This is a genomic window from Adlercreutzia sp. DFI.6.23 (assembly GCF_024462535.1).
Taxonomy (GTDB): Bacteria; Actinomycetota; Coriobacteriia; order Coriobacteriales; family Eggerthellaceae; genus Adlercreutzia; species Adlercreutzia rubneri.
The window spans coordinates 90,577-108,678 of record NZ_JANGBP010000010.1; the positions used below are offsets into that span (position 1 = coordinate 90,577).

At 64.1% G+C, this 18,102-nt stretch carries 16 protein-coding genes; 15 read left to right on the forward strand and 1 reads right to left on the reverse strand.

Annotation, left to right across the window (positions count from 1 at the left end; all coding sequences use genetic code 11):
• Positions 1-420: 420 nt before the first annotated feature.
• The 13 genes from rpsB to polA all read left to right on the forward strand — a co-directional run bounded on the left by rpsB (position 421) and on the right by polA (position 13,246).
• On the forward strand, positions 421-1,245 hold the full coding sequence (gene rpsB / locus NE591_RS10105) for a 30S ribosomal protein S2 (RefSeq protein WP_114540508.1): 825 nt from the start codon (positions 421-423) through the stop codon (positions 1,243-1,245).
• A 43-nt stretch (positions 1,246-1,288) separates the two neighbouring features.
• Positions 1,289-2,149, forward strand: coding sequence for a translation elongation factor Ts (gene tsf / locus NE591_RS10110; protein WP_227070761.1), 861 nt, complete (start codon positions 1,289-1,291; stop codon positions 2,147-2,149).
• 132 nt (positions 2,150-2,281) lie between these two features.
• On the forward strand, positions 2,282-3,562 hold the full coding sequence (murA, locus tag NE591_RS10115; protein ID WP_227070760.1) for a UDP-N-acetylglucosamine 1-carboxyvinyltransferase: 1,281 nt from the start codon (positions 2,282-2,284) through the stop codon (positions 3,560-3,562).
• Between the two features lie 8 nt (positions 3,563-3,570).
• Positions 3,571-5,082 carry an LCP family protein gene (locus NE591_RS10120; RefSeq protein ID WP_227070759.1) on the forward strand — a complete coding sequence of 504 codons (1,512 nt, stop codon included), beginning with the start codon at positions 3,571-3,573 and terminating at the stop codon, positions 5,080-5,082.
• A gap of 59 nt (positions 5,083-5,141) precedes the next feature.
• Positions 5,142-5,372 carry a NifU family protein gene (locus NE591_RS10125; protein WP_022740175.1) on the forward strand — a complete coding sequence of 77 codons (231 nt, stop codon included), beginning with the start codon at positions 5,142-5,144 and terminating at the stop codon, positions 5,370-5,372.
• A gap of 197 nt (positions 5,373-5,569) precedes the next feature.
• Entirely contained in the window at positions 5,570-5,860 is a 291-nt protein-coding gene (locus NE591_RS10130; protein ID WP_041714575.1) for a hypothetical protein, read from the forward strand.
• Positions 5,861-6,168: 308 nt separating this feature from the next.
• Positions 6,169-6,399 (forward strand): hypothetical protein, encoded by a 231-nt coding sequence (locus NE591_RS10135; RefSeq protein WP_022740173.1) that lies wholly within the window; start codon positions 6,169-6,171, stop codon positions 6,397-6,399.
• The gene (gene lgt / locus NE591_RS10140; RefSeq protein ID WP_161127780.1) at positions 6,399-7,250 is read left to right on the forward strand and encodes a prolipoprotein diacylglyceryl transferase; all 852 of its coding nucleotides are present in this window, start codon (positions 6,399-6,401) and stop codon (positions 7,248-7,250) included. The genes NE591_RS10135 and lgt overlap by 1 nt, the downstream gene beginning before the upstream one ends.
• A 150-nt stretch (positions 7,251-7,400) precedes the next feature.
• Positions 7,401-7,781 (forward strand): desulfoferrodoxin family protein, encoded by a 381-nt coding sequence (locus NE591_RS10145; protein WP_227070758.1) that lies wholly within the window; start codon positions 7,401-7,403, stop codon positions 7,779-7,781.
• A 165-nt stretch (positions 7,782-7,946) separates the two neighbouring features.
• Positions 7,947-8,429: a 50S ribosomal protein L31 gene (gene rpmE / locus NE591_RS10150; protein ID WP_114540480.1), complete on the forward strand. Its 483-nt coding sequence runs from the start codon at positions 7,947-7,949 to the stop codon at positions 8,427-8,429.
• A gap of 152 nt (positions 8,430-8,581) precedes the next feature.
• Positions 8,582-9,925, forward strand: coding sequence for a glutamine synthetase family protein (locus tag NE591_RS10155; RefSeq protein ID WP_157012849.1), 1,344 nt, complete (start codon positions 8,582-8,584; stop codon positions 9,923-9,925).
• Position 9,926: 1 nt separating this feature from the next.
• Positions 9,927-10,601, forward strand: coding sequence for a winged helix family transcriptional regulator (locus tag NE591_RS10160; RefSeq protein ID WP_022740168.1), 675 nt, complete (start codon positions 9,927-9,929; stop codon positions 10,599-10,601).
• Between the two features lie 17 nt (positions 10,602-10,618).
• A complete protein-coding gene (gene polA, locus NE591_RS10165; protein WP_227070757.1) occupies positions 10,619-13,246 on the forward strand; it encodes a DNA polymerase I in 2,628 nt (875 codons plus the stop codon).
• 245 nt (positions 13,247-13,491) lie between these two features.
• Here the strand turns inward: polA and NE591_RS10170 are convergent, their stop codons facing one another.
• Positions 13,492-14,457: a helix-turn-helix transcriptional regulator gene (locus NE591_RS10170; protein WP_227070756.1), complete on the reverse strand. Its 966-nt coding sequence runs from the start codon at positions 14,455-14,457 to the stop codon at positions 13,492-13,494.
• Positions 14,458-14,940: 483 nt separating this feature from the next.
• Here NE591_RS10170 and arcA point away from each other — a divergent pair, with 483 nt between their 5' ends.
• The gene (gene arcA / locus NE591_RS10175; RefSeq protein ID WP_227070755.1) at positions 14,941-16,164 is read left to right on the forward strand and encodes an arginine deiminase; all 1,224 of its coding nucleotides are present in this window, start codon (positions 14,941-14,943) and stop codon (positions 16,162-16,164) included.
• A 68-nt stretch (positions 16,165-16,232) separates the two neighbouring features.
• Positions 16,233-17,831 (forward strand): YfcC family protein, encoded by a 1,599-nt coding sequence (locus NE591_RS10180; protein WP_227070754.1) that lies wholly within the window; start codon positions 16,233-16,235, stop codon positions 17,829-17,831.
• Positions 17,832-18,102: the final 271 nt, after the last annotated feature.

Here is an 18,102-nt window from a genome sequence, read left to right on the forward strand (position 1 = left end):
GAGTGCCCAGCATGGCGGATCCGATGCATCGAACCGGAAGTCGCGGTTGCGCGGCTGCGTGGCGGAGGCTGTCGGTCGGAGGTTGCGGCCGCGATGCTGTTCGTTGAGTGGTGCGGACGAGATAGCGCGGGCTGGGAGCTTTGTAGCGGAAGGGGAATGAGATGGCTACGATTGTCGAGGGCCTTCTTGCTGCGCGGGGACGCCTCCTCCGGCGCTTGTCTGCCTTGTCGTACTTTCTTTGCGCAATCCCTTGCTTTTGCGGGGGATTGTGCTATTTTAGACAGGCTGTCTTCGCAGGCGTGCGATGGGCAGCGGCAATTATCACACATGCTCGGGCGACCGGCACCGCGAGTGGCCACCGGAAAAGGCTGCGGTTGAGCTGGGATGACCTCGGGCAGAGGACTAACGAATGGAGTGATCATGACGAAAGTCAGCATTACTACGCTGCTCGACGCCGGCGCGCACTTCGGGCATCAGACCCGCCGCTGGAACCCCAAGATGAAGCCGTACATCTTCGGCAGCCGCGGCGACATCTACATCATCGACCTGAAGCAGACCCTCTACGGGCTCGACGCCGCCTACACCTTCGTGAGCAACCTCACCCGCAAGGGCGGTACCGTGCTGTTCGTGGGCACCAAGAAGCAGGCCCAGGAGGCCGTCGCCGACGCCGCCAACCGCTGCGGCATGCCCTACGTGAACGCCCGCTGGCTCGGCGGCATGCTCACCAACTTCGCCACCATCCGCACCCGCGTGAAGCGCATGGAGGAGCTGGAGGCCATGGACGCCGACGGCCGCATGGCGCTGCTTCCCAAGAAGGAGCAGATCCTGCTGCACAAGGAGCTCGCGAAGCTGCAGACCAACCTCAACGGCATCCGCAACATGAAGAAGGTGCCCGACGCCATCTTCGTGATCGACACCAACCGCGAGGGCATCGCCCTGCACGAGGCCCATCGTCTGGAGATCCCCGTCGTGGGCACGCTGGACACCAACTGCGACCCGGACGACGTGGATTACGGCATTCCGGCCAACGACGACGCCATCCGCTCCGTGCGCCTTCTGGCCGACTTCATGGCCGATGCCGTCATCGCCGGCACCGGCGCTGACGTGACCGCCGCCGAGATGGCCGGCGAGGCCGCTGCCGCCGACGCCGTGGCCGAAGTGGCCGTCGAGGCCGCTGCCGACGTGGCCGAGGGCGCGGGCGCCGAGGTCGCTGCCGACGTGGTCGCCGACGCGGTTTCCGAGTAACCCGACCGAGTAAGAACCACCGTTTTCCCCAAAGGAGGAATTCATGGCTAACATCACCGCTTCCATGGTGAAAGAGCTCCGCGAGATGACCGGCGCGGGCATGATGGAGTGCAAGAAGGCCCTGGCCGAGGCCGAGGGCGAGATGGAGAAGGCCGTCGACGTGCTGCGCACCCGCGGGCTCGCCGCCGTCGCCAAGAAGGCCGGGCGCGCCACCAACGAGGGCACCGTCATGGCCATCGTGAACGATGCGTGCACCACCGGCGCCGTGGTCGAGCTGAACTGCGAGACTGACTTCGTGGGCATGAACGAGAAGTTCAAGGCCTACGCCGAGAAGATCGCCAAGGCGGCGCTTGCCGCGAAGCCGGCCGATGTGGACGCGCTGAAGGCCGCCGTCATCGACGGCGAGACCGTCGAGGAGATCGTCACCGACTGCATCCATGTAATGGGCGAGAACACGCAGCTGGCCCGCGTGGCCGTGGTGGACGCCCAAGCTGTGTCCGCCTACATCCACGGCGGCGGCAAGATCGGCGTTCTGGTGACCTTCAACGTCGAGGGCATCGATCCGGCCTCCGACGCCTTCCAGAAGTGTGGCCGCGACATCGCCATGCAGGTGGCCGCTCTGAACCCGGTGTCCGCCACCCGCGAGGACGTGCCCGCCGACGTGGCCGCCCACGAGATGGAGATCTACAAGGCCCAGGCCGCCGAGTCCGGCAAGCCCGAGGCCATCCAGGAGAAGATCGCTCTCGGCCGCATGGACAAGTTCTACAAGGAGAACTGCCTCGCCGAGCAGGACTTCGTGAAGAACCCCGACCTCACGGTGGCCCAGTACGCCGATGAGTGCGCCAAGGAGTTGGGCGGAAAAATCGCCATCACCGGTTTCGTGCGCTTCGCCCTGGGCGAGTAGCCGCAACGGGATGGATTTATTTCCAAAAGGAGGAAAGCCCGCGCGGGTGCGCGGGCTTTTTTCTATAATAGGGACACTTGTGAATAGTTGCATGACGCGGGGCGCTCGGGCGTCCCGGCAAAAGGACTAGAAATGAACCAGGAAGTCATCATCGTTCGGGGAAATCATACCCTCAAAGGCGACGTGCGCGTCTCCGGCGCCAAGAACTCGGCCTTGAAGCTCATGGCCGCGTCCATTCTGGGGCAGGGGGAGACGATCCTGCACAACGTGCCACTCATTTCCGATATCGAACTTATGAGCGAGGTGCTCGCGCGCCTGGGCGCCACCGTGGTGCGCGAGGGGCATACCCTGCGCATAAACACTGCCGACGTCGACAGCTGCGAGACGCCCTACGAGCTCGTCTCGAAGATGCGCGCCTCCATCTCGGTGCTGGGGCCGCTCATCGGGCGCTTCGGCGAGGCGCGGGTGGCCATGCCCGGCGGCTGCCAGATCGGCGCCCGCAAGATCGACATGCACCTGGTGGGCTTGGAGGCCCTGGGCGTTGCGTTCGACGTGGATCACGGCGTTCTGGCCGCCACGACGCCGAACGGCCTGCGCGGCACCCACGTGTACCTCGAGTTCCCCTCGGTGGGTGCCACGGAGAACATGCTCATGGCCGCCGTGACCGCCGAGGGCCACACGGCCATCGAGAACGCCGCCTGCGAGCCCGAGATCGAGGATCTGGTGAACATGCTCAACGCCATGGGCGCGCGCGTGTCCGGCGCCGGCACCTCGCTCATCGAGATCGAGGGCGTGCCGCTCTCGACGCTCCATCCCTGCGAGCACACGACGGTGGGCGACCGCATCGAGGCGGGCACCTTTCTCGTCGGCGGCGCGCTTACCGGAGGCCCCCTCACCGTGCACGGCATCGACCCCGCCTTTTTGCGCATGGCCATTATGAAGTTGCGCGCCATGGGCTGCGATGTCGAAACGGGCGACGACTGGATCACCGTGCGCCGCGAGGAGCCCCTGTCCTCCGTGGACATCCAGACGCTGCCGCACCCCGGGTTTCCCACCGATCTCCAAGCTCAGTTCATGCTGCTGGCGGCCCTGGCCGATGACGTGTCGGTCATCACGGAGAACGTCTTCGAGAACCGCTTCATGTTCGCCGCCGAGCTCATGCGCATGGGGGCCGACGTGACGTTGGACGACCACCACGCCATCGTGCGCGGCGTCGATCATTTGGAGGGGGCGCCCGTGTCCTCCACCGATCTGCGGGCGGGCGCGGCCCTCGTGCTCGCGGGTATCGTGGCCGACGGCGAGACGAGTGTGCATCACCTCGAGCACATCGACCGCGGCTATGAGGACTACGTGGGCAAGCTGGCCTCCCTCGGCGCCGACATCCGTCGCGTGTCCGCGGATTCTCTCCGCTAGGGGCGTCCATGGCACTGCATGGCAAAAAGGCCCCTTCGGCCTCCCAGACCCGTCGCGTCTCCCGACGCGTGAACGATTCCATGATTGGCTCCCATGTGGAGCGCGGCTCCTCCGCTCGGGGGCGGCACGCTGCCGGCGCCGACCGTCCGGCCCGCGTCGACTTCTCCGACGGACGCCGCAGCCGCCGAGCCGACCGCGGCATGGTGGACCAGGTGGACGTGGGCGCCACGAGCGGCGAGAGCGACTCCGATTACGCTCGGCGCCGCGCCCGGCGCAGCTACGCCGAGGAGATTCAGGCCAAGGGGCGCCGCCGCAAGATGATCTTCTTCGGGGCGGTTGCCCTGCTCGTAGTAGTGGTGGCCGTTGTGGCGGGCACGGCGGCGTTCTTCGCCTGGTCCGATTCTCAGCTGTCCTTGGGCGACTCGAACGCCAAAGAGGCGCTGGCGGCTCCCGAGGAGGGCGCGCCCTATTACGCGCTGCTCGCCGCCGATCTCGCCAAGAACACGGCGGCTCCCTCCGCGTCTGACGAGGCCTACCTCGCCGTGCGCATCGACGAGGGCGCCCGCACGCTTACGTTCATCTCGCTGCCGCCCTCGGTGTCCGTGGAGCTTTCCGACGGCGAGCGCCACGCCCTGCGCGACGCCGCGTCGGTGGGCGGCGACGCAGAGCTTCTCCGGGCCGCCGGGTCGCTGCTCGGGGTTCAGTTCGCCCACTTCGCGTCCACCGATGCCGAGGGCCTCGCCTCCCTGGTCGATCTGGTGGGGGGCGTGCCCGTGGAGCTGTCCGAGGAGGTGGACGACCCCCGGGCCGGTATCCATGTGCTGGCCGCCGGAGCCCAGACGCTCGACGGCGCCCAGGCGCTTACGCTTCTGAGGGCGGCCAACTACAGCGATGCAATGGGAACGCAGGCGAAGATGCGGGCCCTGTTCACGGTGAACCTGGCCGAGCGCGCCACCTCGGGCGAGGGCCTTTCCTTCCCGAGCGTGATAGCCGACGGCGCGCCCTTCGTCTCCACGGACTGGACGAGCGGCCAGCTCATTTCCTTGGGCGATGCTCTCAGCCCCCTCACGGAAGCGACGGTGTATGCTGCCGTGGTTCCCGGGCGCCTTACGACTTCCGACGAGGGCGAGGAGACCTACGAGGTGTCCGACGAGGATCTCGCCGCGATGATGGAGGCGGTGAATGCGGGCAACTCGCCAGAGAGCTTCGAGGGCAACCTTGCCAATGTCGATCGCAGCCTCGTCACCGTGGAGGTGCGCAACGGCAGCGGCATTCAGGGAGCGGCGGCCCGCTGCGGCGAGCTTCTGACCTCGGCGGGCTACGACGTGAAATCCGTCGGCAACGTGGACGACGGCACGGTGTACCCCGAGACGCTCGTCATCTACAAGGACGAGGCCTTCGAAATCGCCGCCAAGGCCATCGTGAGCGACCTGTCTGCGGGACGGGTGGTGAACGGCGGTGACTTCTATGCCTTCGACACCAACGTTTTGGTGATCATCGGCACCGACTGGATCGGCTAGGCGCCCTCTGTGTTATGATGCTGGCCGATATAGGAAACCTCTCACGATAGGAGTGACTCATGGTTGAGAAGTCCGATGTGGCCGCGGTGCTGGAGCTGATCCGCCCGAGCCTGCAGGCCGACGGCGGCGACGTGCAGCTGGTGGACGTGTCCGACGACGGCGTCGTCACGGTGGAGCTGCAGGGTGCCTGCAAGGGCTGCCCCATGTCCCAGATGACGCTCGCCAATGGCGTCGAGCGCATCCTGAAGGAGCGCGTGCCCGGCGTTACCTCCGTGGTGCCGGCGATGTAATCTGTTCCGTGCGGCCTGACGGCCACACGGACCACTCGACGCTGCGAGGCTCTGACGCATTTCATATTCACCCTTGTTTTGCACGCGGCGTTGGCCGAAGCCAACTTGGTGCAAAGGCGGGCGAATCTGAAACGCGTCAGAGCCTCTCGCTGACTTTGCCAATTAAGCGTTTGTTCGTAGAGATGAGAGGCTGGTGTATGGAAGGGTGCTGGAGCCGTCGCGGGTGCGATGACGAGATGCAGGGGCGCTGTCCGCACAACGTGCCGGGGGAGCCGTGCCCGGCAGACTGCCATTACGCGGCGTGCCATCGACCGACCCATGTGGTGTGCGAGGACTTCGGGGTGCTTCTAAACCCGAATCGCGATTACGACGCGGCGGTCAAGCAGGTGTGCCGCTTCTGCGAGCATTTCCTTGTGAACGGGCCGGATATCGATCCGGAGACCCGCACGCGCGACAAGTTCAGCGGCCGCAACCGCTTCCTTCTTTAGGTTTCGACATAGGTTTCGAGAAAAATGGTCACAAAATCGACTTTTGGGTTCTAAACGGGAATTTGGAAGAGGAGAAATTAATGTATTGAATTAATTTCTCGCAAATCAAGGGCGAATCTCGTCGATGTAAGGCCTTCTTTAGGGTTCAGCCGAACCCAGAACTCGATTTTGTGACCATTTTCTCTCGACTTTTTGCAAAGACCGAGAAGGCAGTTGGGTGAGAGGGCTTGCTTTTGCGTGATTGTCGAGGGGCTCTGCTACAATGCGGTTCGGTAAAGGTTCAAGCGCGAGCGAAGGCGGTGAGAGCGGTGAAAGCGAAGGTGACCTGTCCGGCCTGCGGGGCCGATGACGTCGATGTGCGATCCTACGAGTCGCTCATGGCCCTGCGCTCCGACCTGGCGCTGTTCACGCTGACCTGCCCCCATTGCGCCGCCCGCATCTCGGCGCTTCTGACCATTCCGCCCGAGTTGCGGGAGGAAGTTGTATTTGCCGCTATCGAGCTGGGTGCTGGTATGGGCGCCCATGAGGGAACATCGTAATGCTGAACGACATTTATCAGGGGCTCGACCCCATCGCCTTCTCGCTGGGGCCTCTGGTGGTGCGCTGGTACGGCCTGGCCTACGTGCTCGGGTTCGTCTGCGCCGCCGCCATCATCTACTTCGTGGCGAAGCGCTGGAAGCTCGGCATGAGCGAGGACAACCTGCTTACGCTCATGGTCTGCGCCATCGTCGGCGTGGTGCTGGGTGCGCGCATCGGATACGTGCTGTTCTACGGCGACGGCTACTACCTGTCCCATCCGCTGGAGATACTCGCGTTCAACCAGGGGGGCATGAGCTTCCATGGCGGTCTCGTGGGGCTGCTTATCGGCGGCGCCGTAGCTGCCCGTATGACGCGCATCCCGTTTCTCACGTTGGCCGACTTGGGATCCATTGCGGCGCCGATTGGCCTGTTCTTCGGCCGCTGCGCCAACTTCGTGAACGGCGAGCTGTGGGGCGCGCCCACCGACGGGCCGCTCGGCGTGGTGTTCGGCGGCGCGGCCGGCATGATGCCGCGGCATCCCAGCCAGCTCTACGAGGCGGTGCTGGAGGGGATCGTCATCTTCTGCGTCCTGTTCGCGCTCTCGCGCAAGCGGCCACCGAGGCCCCAGGGCACCTTCCTCGGCGCATTTCTGGTGCTCTACGGCATCTTCCGCTTCCTCATCGAGTTCGTGCGCGAGCCCGACGTGCAACTGGGATACCTGTGGGGCGGTTGGCTCACCATGGGCCAAGTGCTCTCGGCACCGCTCATCGTGGCCGGTATCGCGTTGCTCATCTATGCGGCGAGGACGCGGCATCCCCAGGCCGGACCGCAGGAGATTCAGCCGCCGTCTGTCCCTGGCGATGCGGCTTAGGCGCTCCATCGGGTTTTCTTGTAACGACGTGGTGTCACCCGGCGTTGCGGAAATCGGGGTGGCACTCCTTCCAGTACAATATTTCAAGGCTGCGGACAGCGCGTCTGCGGCTCTTTGTAACGAGCAGCTACAAGAGATATGAGGTAGAACATGGACGTGAAATTCTACAAGTGCATGCATTGCAGCAACATTGCCGTTAAGGTCTTCGACGCGGGTGTGCCGCTGGTGTGCTGCGGCGAGAAGATGGTTGAGCTGGTCGCCGGCTCCCAGGACGCCGCCCTGGAGAAGCACGTGCCCGCCGTCGAGGTCGAGGGCAACAAGGTCGTCGTGAACGTCGGCTCGGTGGATCATCCCATGCTGGAGGAGCACTGGATCCAGTTCATCTGCCTGGTGACCGACAAGGGCTACCAGATTCACCCGCTCGCCCCGGGCGAGGCGCCCCACGCCGAGTTCGTCATCGCCGAGGGCGAGACGCCGCTCAAGGTCTACGAGCACTGCAACCTCCACGGCCTGTGGGTGACCGAGATCTAAACGCCCGCTCGCGGAGCGAAATGAGAAAGACCCGTGTTGCGCGGGTCTTTTTTCTTGCATTCGGGGAAAACGATGCTAATATAGACAAGCTTGTCTCAGGGCTTGGTCGGAAACCAAGCCGCATTCGGCCCCTTGGTCGGAAACCAAGGAAGTTAGGAGAACCCAATGAAGCAAGGTATTCATCCGGAGTACGTGGACTGCGTCGTGAAGTGCAGCTGCGGCAACACCTTCACCACCCGCTCCACCAAGCCCGAGCTGAAGATCGACATCTGCAACGCCTGTCATCCGTTCTACACCGGCACCCAGAAGCTCATCGACACCGGTGGACGCGTCCAGCGCTTCGCCGACCGCTTCGGCGCCGCTAAGGACGTCGTGGCCGAGCGCGAGGCCGCCAAGAAGGCCGAGCGCGCCGCTCAGATCGCCGAGCGCGAGGCCGCCAAGAAGGCCGAGCGCGAGGCCAAGGCCGCCGCTAAGGCCGAGCGTGCCGCCGCCTATGCCGCCAAGGCCGCCGAGGAGGCCGCCCGCGCCGAGGCCATGGAAGAGGTCCAGAACATGGAGGACGCCGCTGCCGCCGGCACCGCCGAGGAGGCTCCCGGCGTGGAGCTGACCGACGCCGAGGTGACCGAGGCCGTGGAGGCCGCCGAGTAGCCCGTCATCGCATTCGGTGAACGCAAGACCCGCTTGCACCCCCTGTGTGCGGCGGGTCTTTTCTTTTACCGTCCTGTGAATTCCCGCATGGGGGAGCGGGCGCGGTTTTATAATGCTGAAGGTTGAATGTAACGCGACCGATGGGAGTAGAGATGGTTGCGAATCCGGAGCAGGACTTCGTCCTGAAAACGGTGGAGAGCAGGGATGTGCATTTCGTTCGGTTCTGGTTCACCGACGTTTTGGGCAACATGAAGTCCTTCGCGGTGGTGCCCGGCGAGCTGGAGAGCGCCTTCGAGGAGGGCATGGGCTTCGACGCCAGCTGCATCGAGGGGTTCTCGGCGGCGCAGGAGTCGGATATGCTGGCCTTTCCCGACCCCTCCACCTTCGAGATCCTGCCCTGGCGCCCCCAGGCCAACGCCGTGGCCCGCATGATCTGCGACATCCGCACGCCGGAAGGGGAACCCTACGCGGGAGATTCGCGCCATGTGCTGGAGCGCGTAGTGCGTCGGGCCGCCGAGGCCGGCTACTCGTTCATCGTGGGGCCCGAGCTGGAGTACTTCTACTTCAAGGACGCCGAGGGCACCCAGGTGCTCGACCACGGCAGCTATTTCGATCTGACGTCGCTCGATTCCGCCTCCGACTTGCGCCGCGACACGGTGCTCACCCTGGAGAAGATGGGCATTCCCGTGGAGTACTCCCACCATGAGAAGGGTCCCTCCCAGCACGAGATCGACTTGCGCTACGCCGATGCGCTCTCCATGGCCGATGCTGTCATGACCTACAAGCAGGTGGTGAAGGAAATCGCCATGAAGCACGGGGTGTACGCCTCCTTCATGCCCAAGCCCATGGCGGACGCGCCCGGCAACGGCATGCATGTGCACCAGAGCCTCATGGACCGCTCGGGCAACAACGTGTTCTTCGACCCGGACGATCCGTCGGGCTACAACCTGTCGGCCACGGCGAAGAGCTATATCGCCGGCCTTCTGAAGTACGCGCCCGAGTACACCCTGGTCACGAACCAGTACGTGAACTCCTACAAGCGCCTGCAGCCGGGAGGTGAGGCACCCACCTGCATCAGCTGGGGCGCGCGCAACCGCTCGACCTTGGTGCGCATCCCAGGCTATCGCCCGAACAGCGAGTCGGCCTGTCGGGTGGAGCTGCGCAGCCCCGACCCGGCGGCGAACCCCTATCTGGCCTTCGCCGTCATGCTGGCCGCGGGGCTGGCGGGCATCGAGGAGGGGCTTGAGCTCATGCCCCCCGCCGACGAGGCCGCGCCCATCGGCTGCACGCGCTACGAGCATCGGGCGCGGGGCATCGAGACCTTGCCGGAATCCCTCGGCGAGGCCGTGGAGCGCTTCGCGGAAAGCCGCCTTATGCGCGAGACCTTGGGCGAGCACATCCACGATTACCTCGTGCGCACCAAGCGCGAGGAATGGGAGGCCTACCAGGGCATCGTGACCGCGTGGGAGCTCGAGCGCAATTTGGCGGTGTTGTAGCATGCAGCGCAAAACGGTAATCTTCATCGCGGACAGCCTCGATAACGCCCACAAGTTCCAGCAGGTGCTCTCGAAGCTGGACGTAGACGTGGCTGCGGGCTCATCGGTGCAGTTCAAGAAGCTGCTCGCGGCGCACCCGAGCCACGATCTGGTCATCTACGAGGCCCGGGGCGACGCTCTGGGCACGGTGGCCTCGGTAGAGGCGGCGCTTGCCGAGGAAGGCGCCACTGCCATGCTCGTCATTGTGAACGAGGACCAGCTGGCCCAGTTCCGTCTGCCGGTGTCCTGCAAGGCCGACTTCGTCGTGCACGGGGCGAGCGCCGCCGAGTGCGCCACCCGCATCCGTCAGCTGCTGTGGCCCGGCAACGAGGGCAGTTCGGCCGACTACATCACCGTGGACAACATGACGGTGAACCTTGCCACCTACCAGGTGAAGGTCGGCGGGGAGCCGGTGGACCTCACCTATTTGGAATACGCCCTGCTCGCCTTCCTCGTCACCCATCCGGGCCGCACCTACTCCCGAGACGCGCTGCTGCGCCGCGTGTGGGGCTTCGACTACTACGGCGGCAGCCGCACCGTGGACGTCCACGTGCGCCGCGTTCGCGCCAAGCTCGGCCCGGAGCTCGCTCAGCGCCTGGAAACGGTGCGCGGCGTCGGCTATTTGTGGAACGCCTAAGACCCGAAAGGCTCGAAATGTCAAAAAAGATCGCCGTTATCGACGGAAACTCGCTCATGCATCGCGCCTACCATGCGGTGCAGACGCCCATGACCGCCAAGGACGGCACCCCTACCAACGCCGTCTTCGGCTTCCTCACCATGCTCTGCAAGTTCATCGAGATGGCCTCGCCGGACGCGGTGGTGTGCGCCTTCGACGCCGGCAAGCCGGTGCACCGCATCGAGGCCATGGCCCAGTACAAGGCGCAGCGGCCGCCCATGGACGAGGAGCTGCACGTGCAGTTTCCCGTCATTCAGGAGCTGCTCGAGTCCATGGCCATCCCCGTGGTGAAGGTGCCCGGCTGGGAGGGCGACGACATTCTGGGCACCATTGCCGCCCGCGACGAGGCGCTGGGATACGAGACCCTGCTCGTCACCGGCGACAAGGACGCCTACCAGCTGGCGAGCGAGCTGACGCGCATCGTGACCACGAAGAAGGGCATCACGGACGTGACCATCAACGGGCCGGCCGAGGTGGAGGAGCGCTACGGCGTGACACCGGCGCAATTCATCGACTATCTGGGCCTTATGGGCGACAGTTCCGACAACATCCCCGGCGTGCCCGGCATCGGGCCGAAGACCGCCACGAAGCTTTTGCAGACCTACGGTTCCATGGAGGGCATCTACGAGCATGTGGGGGAGCTCAAGGGCAAGCAGAAGGAGAACATCGAGAACAACCGCGAGACGGCGTTTCTGTCCCGCGAGATCGCGACCATCGTGACCGATCTGGACTTCCCCCTCGATCTGGAGTCGGTGAGCTTCCCCGCCTTCGATGCGGCGGACGTGGAGGAGACCTTCGGCAAGTACCAGCTGGCGAGTCCTCTGGCCCGAGTGCTGGCCATGATCGACGCCGAGCCGCCCTCGCGGGAGGCGAAGCTGGAAGTGGCCCCGATGCTCGAAGGGGATGCGGGTGCGGCGGAAGTCGCCCGGGCCGTGGCGGCCGGGGAGACCATCGGCGTCGCCTTCGTCGATCCCGAGCAGGTGTCGCTGTTCGACGAGGGGGCCTGTGGCGCGTTTGCCACCGATAAGGCGACGGTGATCGCTGTCGGCGACGCGGCGCTGGCGCTGCTTGCCCAGGTGGTGCGCGAGGGCTCCTTCGTGGCCCTGGACGTAAAGGCCGAGCTGCACCGGGTGTACCCGGCCGACACCGCCGAGCCGGCTCTCGTGAGCGATGGGGAGGTGCTCTCTGCCGACGGCTTCGACCTGTCCGTGGCGGGCTACGTGCTGAACTCGTCGCTTTCCGCCTACACCTACGACTCGCTCATGGAGGTCCTGGCCGCCTCCACGCTGCCCGAGGCCGAAACCGACGCCGAGCGCGCGGCCATCCGCGCCACGGCGGCCCGACTGCTGAAGGGGCTCTTGGAAGAGGCGCTGAAGAAGGACGGCAGCTGGGACGCCTATGCCGACATCGACTTGCCGCTCGTGGGGGTGCTCGCCGTCATGGAGCGCGTGGGCGCCGCCATCGACGTGGAGCGTCTGGAGGCGCTGGGGTGCGAGGCCCAGGCCGAGGTGGACGGTCTCACGGCCCAGATTTACGAGCTGGCCGGGGAGCCCTTCAACTTGAGTTCCCCCAAGCAGCTGGCCCACATCCTCTTCGAGGTACTGGAACTGCCCCCGGTGAAGAAGAACCAGCGCGGGTACTCCACCGACGCCAAGGTGCTCACGGAGCTGTCGGCCATCCATCCGTTGCCCGACCTCATCCTGCGCTACCGCGAGTTCTCGAAGATCAAGAACACCTACATCGACGCCCTGCCCCGCATGCGGGCCGCCGACGGCCGCGTGCACACCCAGTTCAACGAGACGGTCACCACGACCGGGCGCCTGTCCTCATCCGACCCGAACCTGCAGAACATTCCCGTGCGCACCGAGTTCGGCCGCCAGATCCGCAGTTGCTTCGTGCCGCTGCGGGCGGGCGAGCTGTTCCTGTCGGCGGACTACTCGCAGATCGAGCTGCGCCTGCTCGCGCATCTGTCCGGCGACGAGCACTTGGTGGCGGCATTCAACTCCGGGGCGGATTTCCACGCCTCCACGGCCTCTCGCGTCTTCGGTCTGCCGGTGGAGGCGGTGACGCCGGAGCTGCGCAGCCGCGCCAAAGCGGTGAACTTCGGCATCGTCTACGGCCAGCAGGCCTTTGGGCTCTCCCAGACGCTGGACATCCCCGTGGCCGAGGCCCGCGAGATGATCGACCGCTACTTCGAGGCGTACCCCGGCGTGCGCACTTACTTGGACGAGACCGTCGCCGAGGCGAAGGAGCGCGGTTTCGCCGAGACCATGCTCGGCCGCAAGCGCCACATTCCCGAACTGAAGAGCTCCAACGGCCAGCAGCGCGCCTTCGGCGAGCGCACGGCCATGAACCACCCCATGCAGGGCAGCGCCGCCGACATCATCAAGATGGCTATGAACGAGGTGCAGCGCCGGCTTTTGTCCGAGGGCTTTGCGGCCCAGCTCATGATCCAGGTGCACGACGAGCTGGACTTCTCGGTGCCGGCTGGGGAAGTGGAGCGGTTGGCCGCCATGGTGAAAGAGGTCATGGAGGGCGTCGTCGAGCTGAAGGTACCCCTCATCGCCGATGTCAGCTGGGGCCCCACCTGGGCCGAGGCGCACTAGCGAGTCGACCAAGTCAGCTGAGTGAGCCATGCGCTGGGAGGTCGGGAAGAGGTATTCCCAGACCTCTGCGCGCCCCCTGTAGAACGCGGCCGTTAAGAAATAGCTTCCACTTCAGCAGCAGCGATGCGGGGATGGTACCGACTGATGTGCGTTCCTTTCGCTATTTCTTTTGCCGCGTTCGAAAGGGGATAAAGCGCGCAGCGGGCTGGGGATACCTCCTCCCGACCTCCCAGTCAGAGGAGCCCCTACACCGTCTTCCAAAAATCCTGAATGAGCTCCTGGCGGTTAGTATGCCCCGTCTTTTGCAAGATGTTGTGCACGTGCACCTTCACGGTGGAAGGGGAGAGCGACATCGACGAGGCGATGTTCTGGTTGTCCTGATCGCGCAGGATGTAGTCGAGCACCTCCTGCTCGCGGGCCGTCAGCTGGTGGCGCTTGGCGTAGACGAGCAGATCCTCGGCGGTCTGACGATAGCGGAGAGTATCGTCCACCACGGGTGCCTTGTTGGAGTGAATATCCAGCTGACGCAGGGCGAACCAGCAGGTCATGGCCGCGCAGACCATCATGAGCACGTTCTCGGCGTAGTTGCGCTCCGCTGACAGCGTGATTGGCCCCAAGGTGATTGTGTCGGTGGACAGCACGAGGAAGAACAGCGCGTCCTCGGCCACCATGACCATTCCGAGCAGGGCGAGAGCGATGCAATGGTTCTTGTAGCGTCCGAGTCGTTGCCGCTCGACCGGGTCTTTCGTGCGCAGGTAGTGAACGGCGCCATAGGCGAGGATCCAGAACATGAAGGCGGCGCGGCAGCTGTAATAGCAGAACCTCAGCACTTTGCTCTCGCCGGAGATGGCGAGCAGGATCAGCGAGAGGGCGGCATAAACGACGATGGGCGTGATGCGGATGCTGCGACGGCGCTCGCCGATGTACTCGCAGACCATGAACCAGAAGGCACCGAGAAAGCCGGCTCCGGTGACCATCGTGTAGAGCGAGCGGATGAAATAGTACTCCTGGGTCAGCCCCGAGGCCAGCTCGCGCGCCGCATAATCGTCCTGCAGGATGGAGGCCACGTCGAAGAAGTAGAACATGAACGCGATGCATGCGAACAGCATCGTCTTTCGCTTCGTCACCAAATACGAGGAAAGACACACTGCCGCCGTCAGTGCCGAGACGAGAATAACCAAGAGCGTCTCGTAGAAAATCGCCAGTCCCATAGACCCCTTCGTTCCAGCCGATCCGCATTAAATCTATGCTCGCGGCCCATTATATCGCTTCGCGGGGACTTTTGAGGGGAGCGGGGGGCCGCCGATAGCGCCGAAGGCTTGGATGGCGCTCCATTTGCTCCCAATGGGTCGAATAAAGGCGAGTTGTGGAGAAGGGCCGGGGCGAGGATTTTTGAGCAGAAAGCTTACGAAACGGTAACAGTGCCTAATTTTCTGACGGAGAGTCAATAGAAGATAAGTCAAAAAGTCATTGTTGACCTGTGGTTTAGGTCGGTTGTAGAAGGAACCGGAAGAAGAGAGGCTGACAAGTTGGGGCGAGCTACAACTGGTTTAGACCTTTCGCAAAGTTCATAGTTCCTGCACATTGAATTCATGAAATCGCGAGCCTGTTCCTTCGAGGCCCGCGGAGCCGCGGAAGGGAAATCGCGGCAGCCGGCAATCGAGTGGCGCGGATGCGCCAGATCGGAGAGTCACATGCAAGGAGTAAACGTCAAGAGCGAGATCGGTAACCTCAAGAAGGTTATCCTCCATCGCCCGGGGGACGAGCTGTTGAACCTCACCCCGAACACGCTGGAGGAGCTGCTGTTCGACGACATCCCGTTCTTGGAGGTCGCCCAGGCCGAGCACGATGCCTTCGCTGGAATTCTGCGCGAGGAGGGCGTCGAGGTCGTGTACCTGGAGGACCTCATGGCCGAGGCCCTGGATACCGATCCGGCCCTGCGCGAGAAGTTCCTCGACCAGTGGATCTACGAGGCGGGCATCCGCACCGATCTGTACACCCAGATCATCAAGGACTACATCAATAGTGAGTACGCCGGCACCAAGGACATGGTCATGAAGACCATGGCGGGCATCAACCTGCAGGAGCTCCCGCAGCAGCACACCAACCTGCTCGTGGACATGGTGTCCGACCGCACGAAGCTCGTGTGCGCCCCGATGCCGAACCTGTACTTCACCCGTGATCCGTTCAACATGATCGGCAACGGCGTGGGCATCAACCGCATGTACAGCCAGACGCGCAACCGCGAGACCATCTACGGCGACTACATCTTCAACTACCACCCGGATTTCAAGGACGTGCCGCAGTACTACAGCCGCGAGAACACCTTCCACATCGAGGGCGGCGACGTGCTGAACATCAACGAGCACGTGCTGGCCATCGGCATCTCCCAGCGCACCGAGCCCGACGCCATCGATCAGCTGGCCCACAACGTGTTCGGCGACGAGACGTCCACCATCGACACCATCCTGGCCTTCAACATCCCGGTGTCCCGTGCCTTCATGCACCTGGACACCGTGTTCACCCAGATCGACTACGACAAATTCACCATCCATCCCGGCATCATGGGACCTTTGACCGTCTTCGAGATCACCCCGGACGGCAACGGCGGCACCAAGATCCGCGAGCGCGACGAGGATCTGGAGTCCATCCTGACCGAGTACGTCGGCCAGCCCGTGAAGCTCATCCCCTGCGGCGGTGGCGACCGCATCGCGGCCGAGCGCGAGCAGTGGAACGACGGCTCCAACACGCTCTGCGTGCGCCCCGGCACGGTCGTGGTGTACCAGCGCAACAACGTCACCAACGACGTGCTGTACAAGAACGGCATCAACTGCCTGGTCATGCCGTCCGCGGAGCTTAGCCGCGGCCGTGGCGGCCCGCGCTGCATGTCCATGCCGGCCTGGCGCGAGGCTATCTAGGCTTTCTTCCTGTCCAAACGGCGGCCGATCTCCCTTATCGGCCGCCTCTCCCTTAAGGAGAAACTCCTATGGCTGATACTAAAAAGAAGAAGCGCGCGAGCCTCTCTTCGTTCACTATTTTGCTGATCATCCTGGTGGCGCTTGCGGTCATTACCGTTATCATGGCCGCTTGTGGCGTCGAGGGCATCGAGGGGGCCACGCTCTCCGGCGTGCTCACCGCGCCGGTCTTCGGCTTCCAGGACGCCATCGGCGTGTGCCTGTTCGTTATGATCCTCGGCGGTTTCCTCGGTATCGTCACCGAGACCGGCGCGCTCGATGCCGGCATCGCCGCGCTGGTGCACAAGCTCAAGGGCAACGAGCTCGTGCTCATCCCCATTTTGATGTTCATCTTCTCCATCGGCGGCACCACCTACGGCATGTGCGAGGAAACGGTGCCCTTCTACCTGCTGCTCGCCGCCACCATGGTGGCCGCCGGCTTCGACAGCCTGACCGGCGCGGCGGTCGTCCTTTTGGGCGCCGGCTGCGGCGTTTTGGGCTCGACTGTGAACCCGTTCGCCGTGGGCGTGGCCGTCGATGCGCTCTCCGGTATCGGCATTGCCGTCAACCAGGGCATCATCATCGCACTCGGCGCTATTCTCTGGCTCACGACGACGATCATCTCCATCATCTTCGTGATGCGCTACGCCAAGAAGGTGAAGGCCGACAAGGGCTCCACCTTCCTGTCGTTGCAGGAGCAGCAGGACATGATGAACGAGTGGGGCATGACCGACTCCGAGGCCGAGGCTGCTGACGGTCAGGAGATGGCTCCGAAGATGACCGGTCGCCAGAAGGCCACCCTCATCGTGTTCGCGCTTACCTTCGTCATCATGATCGTCTCGTTCATTCCTTGGGAAGACCTGGGCTTCGATGGCTTTGTGGCCGGCCAGTCCTATGAGGAAGTGACGACGACGGTTGCGGGCGATGAGGTCATTGCCGCCTACGACGAGGCCAACGGCACCACCACCGAGGTTGCCGCTCCCTTCGAGGCCACCTCGGTCTCCGAGGAGGAGGTCACTCCGGCTTGGTCGAGCTTCCTCACCGGCATTCCTCTGGGCCAGTGGTACTTCGACGAGGCCTCCACGTGGTTCCTGCTCATGGCGCTCATCATCGGCGTCATCGGCGGCGTGTCCGAGAGCCGCTTCGTGAAGGCGTTCATCAACGGCGCCGCCGACATGATGTCGGTCGTGCTCATCATCGCGCTGGCCCGCTCCATCACCGTGCTCATGGCCTCCACCGGTCTGGACATGTGGATCCTGAACAATGCGGCCAACGCGCTCGCGGGCATGTCGGCGATCATCTTCGCTCCGCTGTCGTTCCTGCTCTACATCGTCCTGTCCTTCCTGATCCCGTCCTCCTCCGGCATGGCCACCGTGTCCATGCCCATCATGGGTGGTCTGGCTAGCCAGCTGAACTTCTCGGTCGAGACCATGGTCATGATCTACTCCGCCGGCAACGGCCTTGTGAACCTGTTCACGCCGACCTCCGGCGCCATCATGGGCGGCTTGGCCCTCGCCAAGATCGAGTACTCGACCTGGCTCAAGTTCGGAGCCAAGCTGTTCGTCGTGCTCGGGGTGGTTTGCATGGTGATTCTTACCGCCGCCATGCTCATCCTGCCCGGCGCGGCCTAAGATTCGTTGATAACAGCCTGCCGGCTGTCATCCTTCCGGGAGGGCGTCCTTTAGCGGGACGCCCTCCTCGTTTTCAGGCTCGTGAGCCTGCACGGCGCGCGAAGCGCGGCGGGCAAAAAACCACCCGCTATGCGGGTGCGCGTCGAAGGCTCCGCCCTTGCGTCAAAACGCCGCCAGTCGGGATACGATACGGGTGTTCAAGTCGTATCAGCCCGGAAAGGCGGCCGTTTTGGCAAACAAGGCACACAGCCTGTCGCACACGAAGTGGATG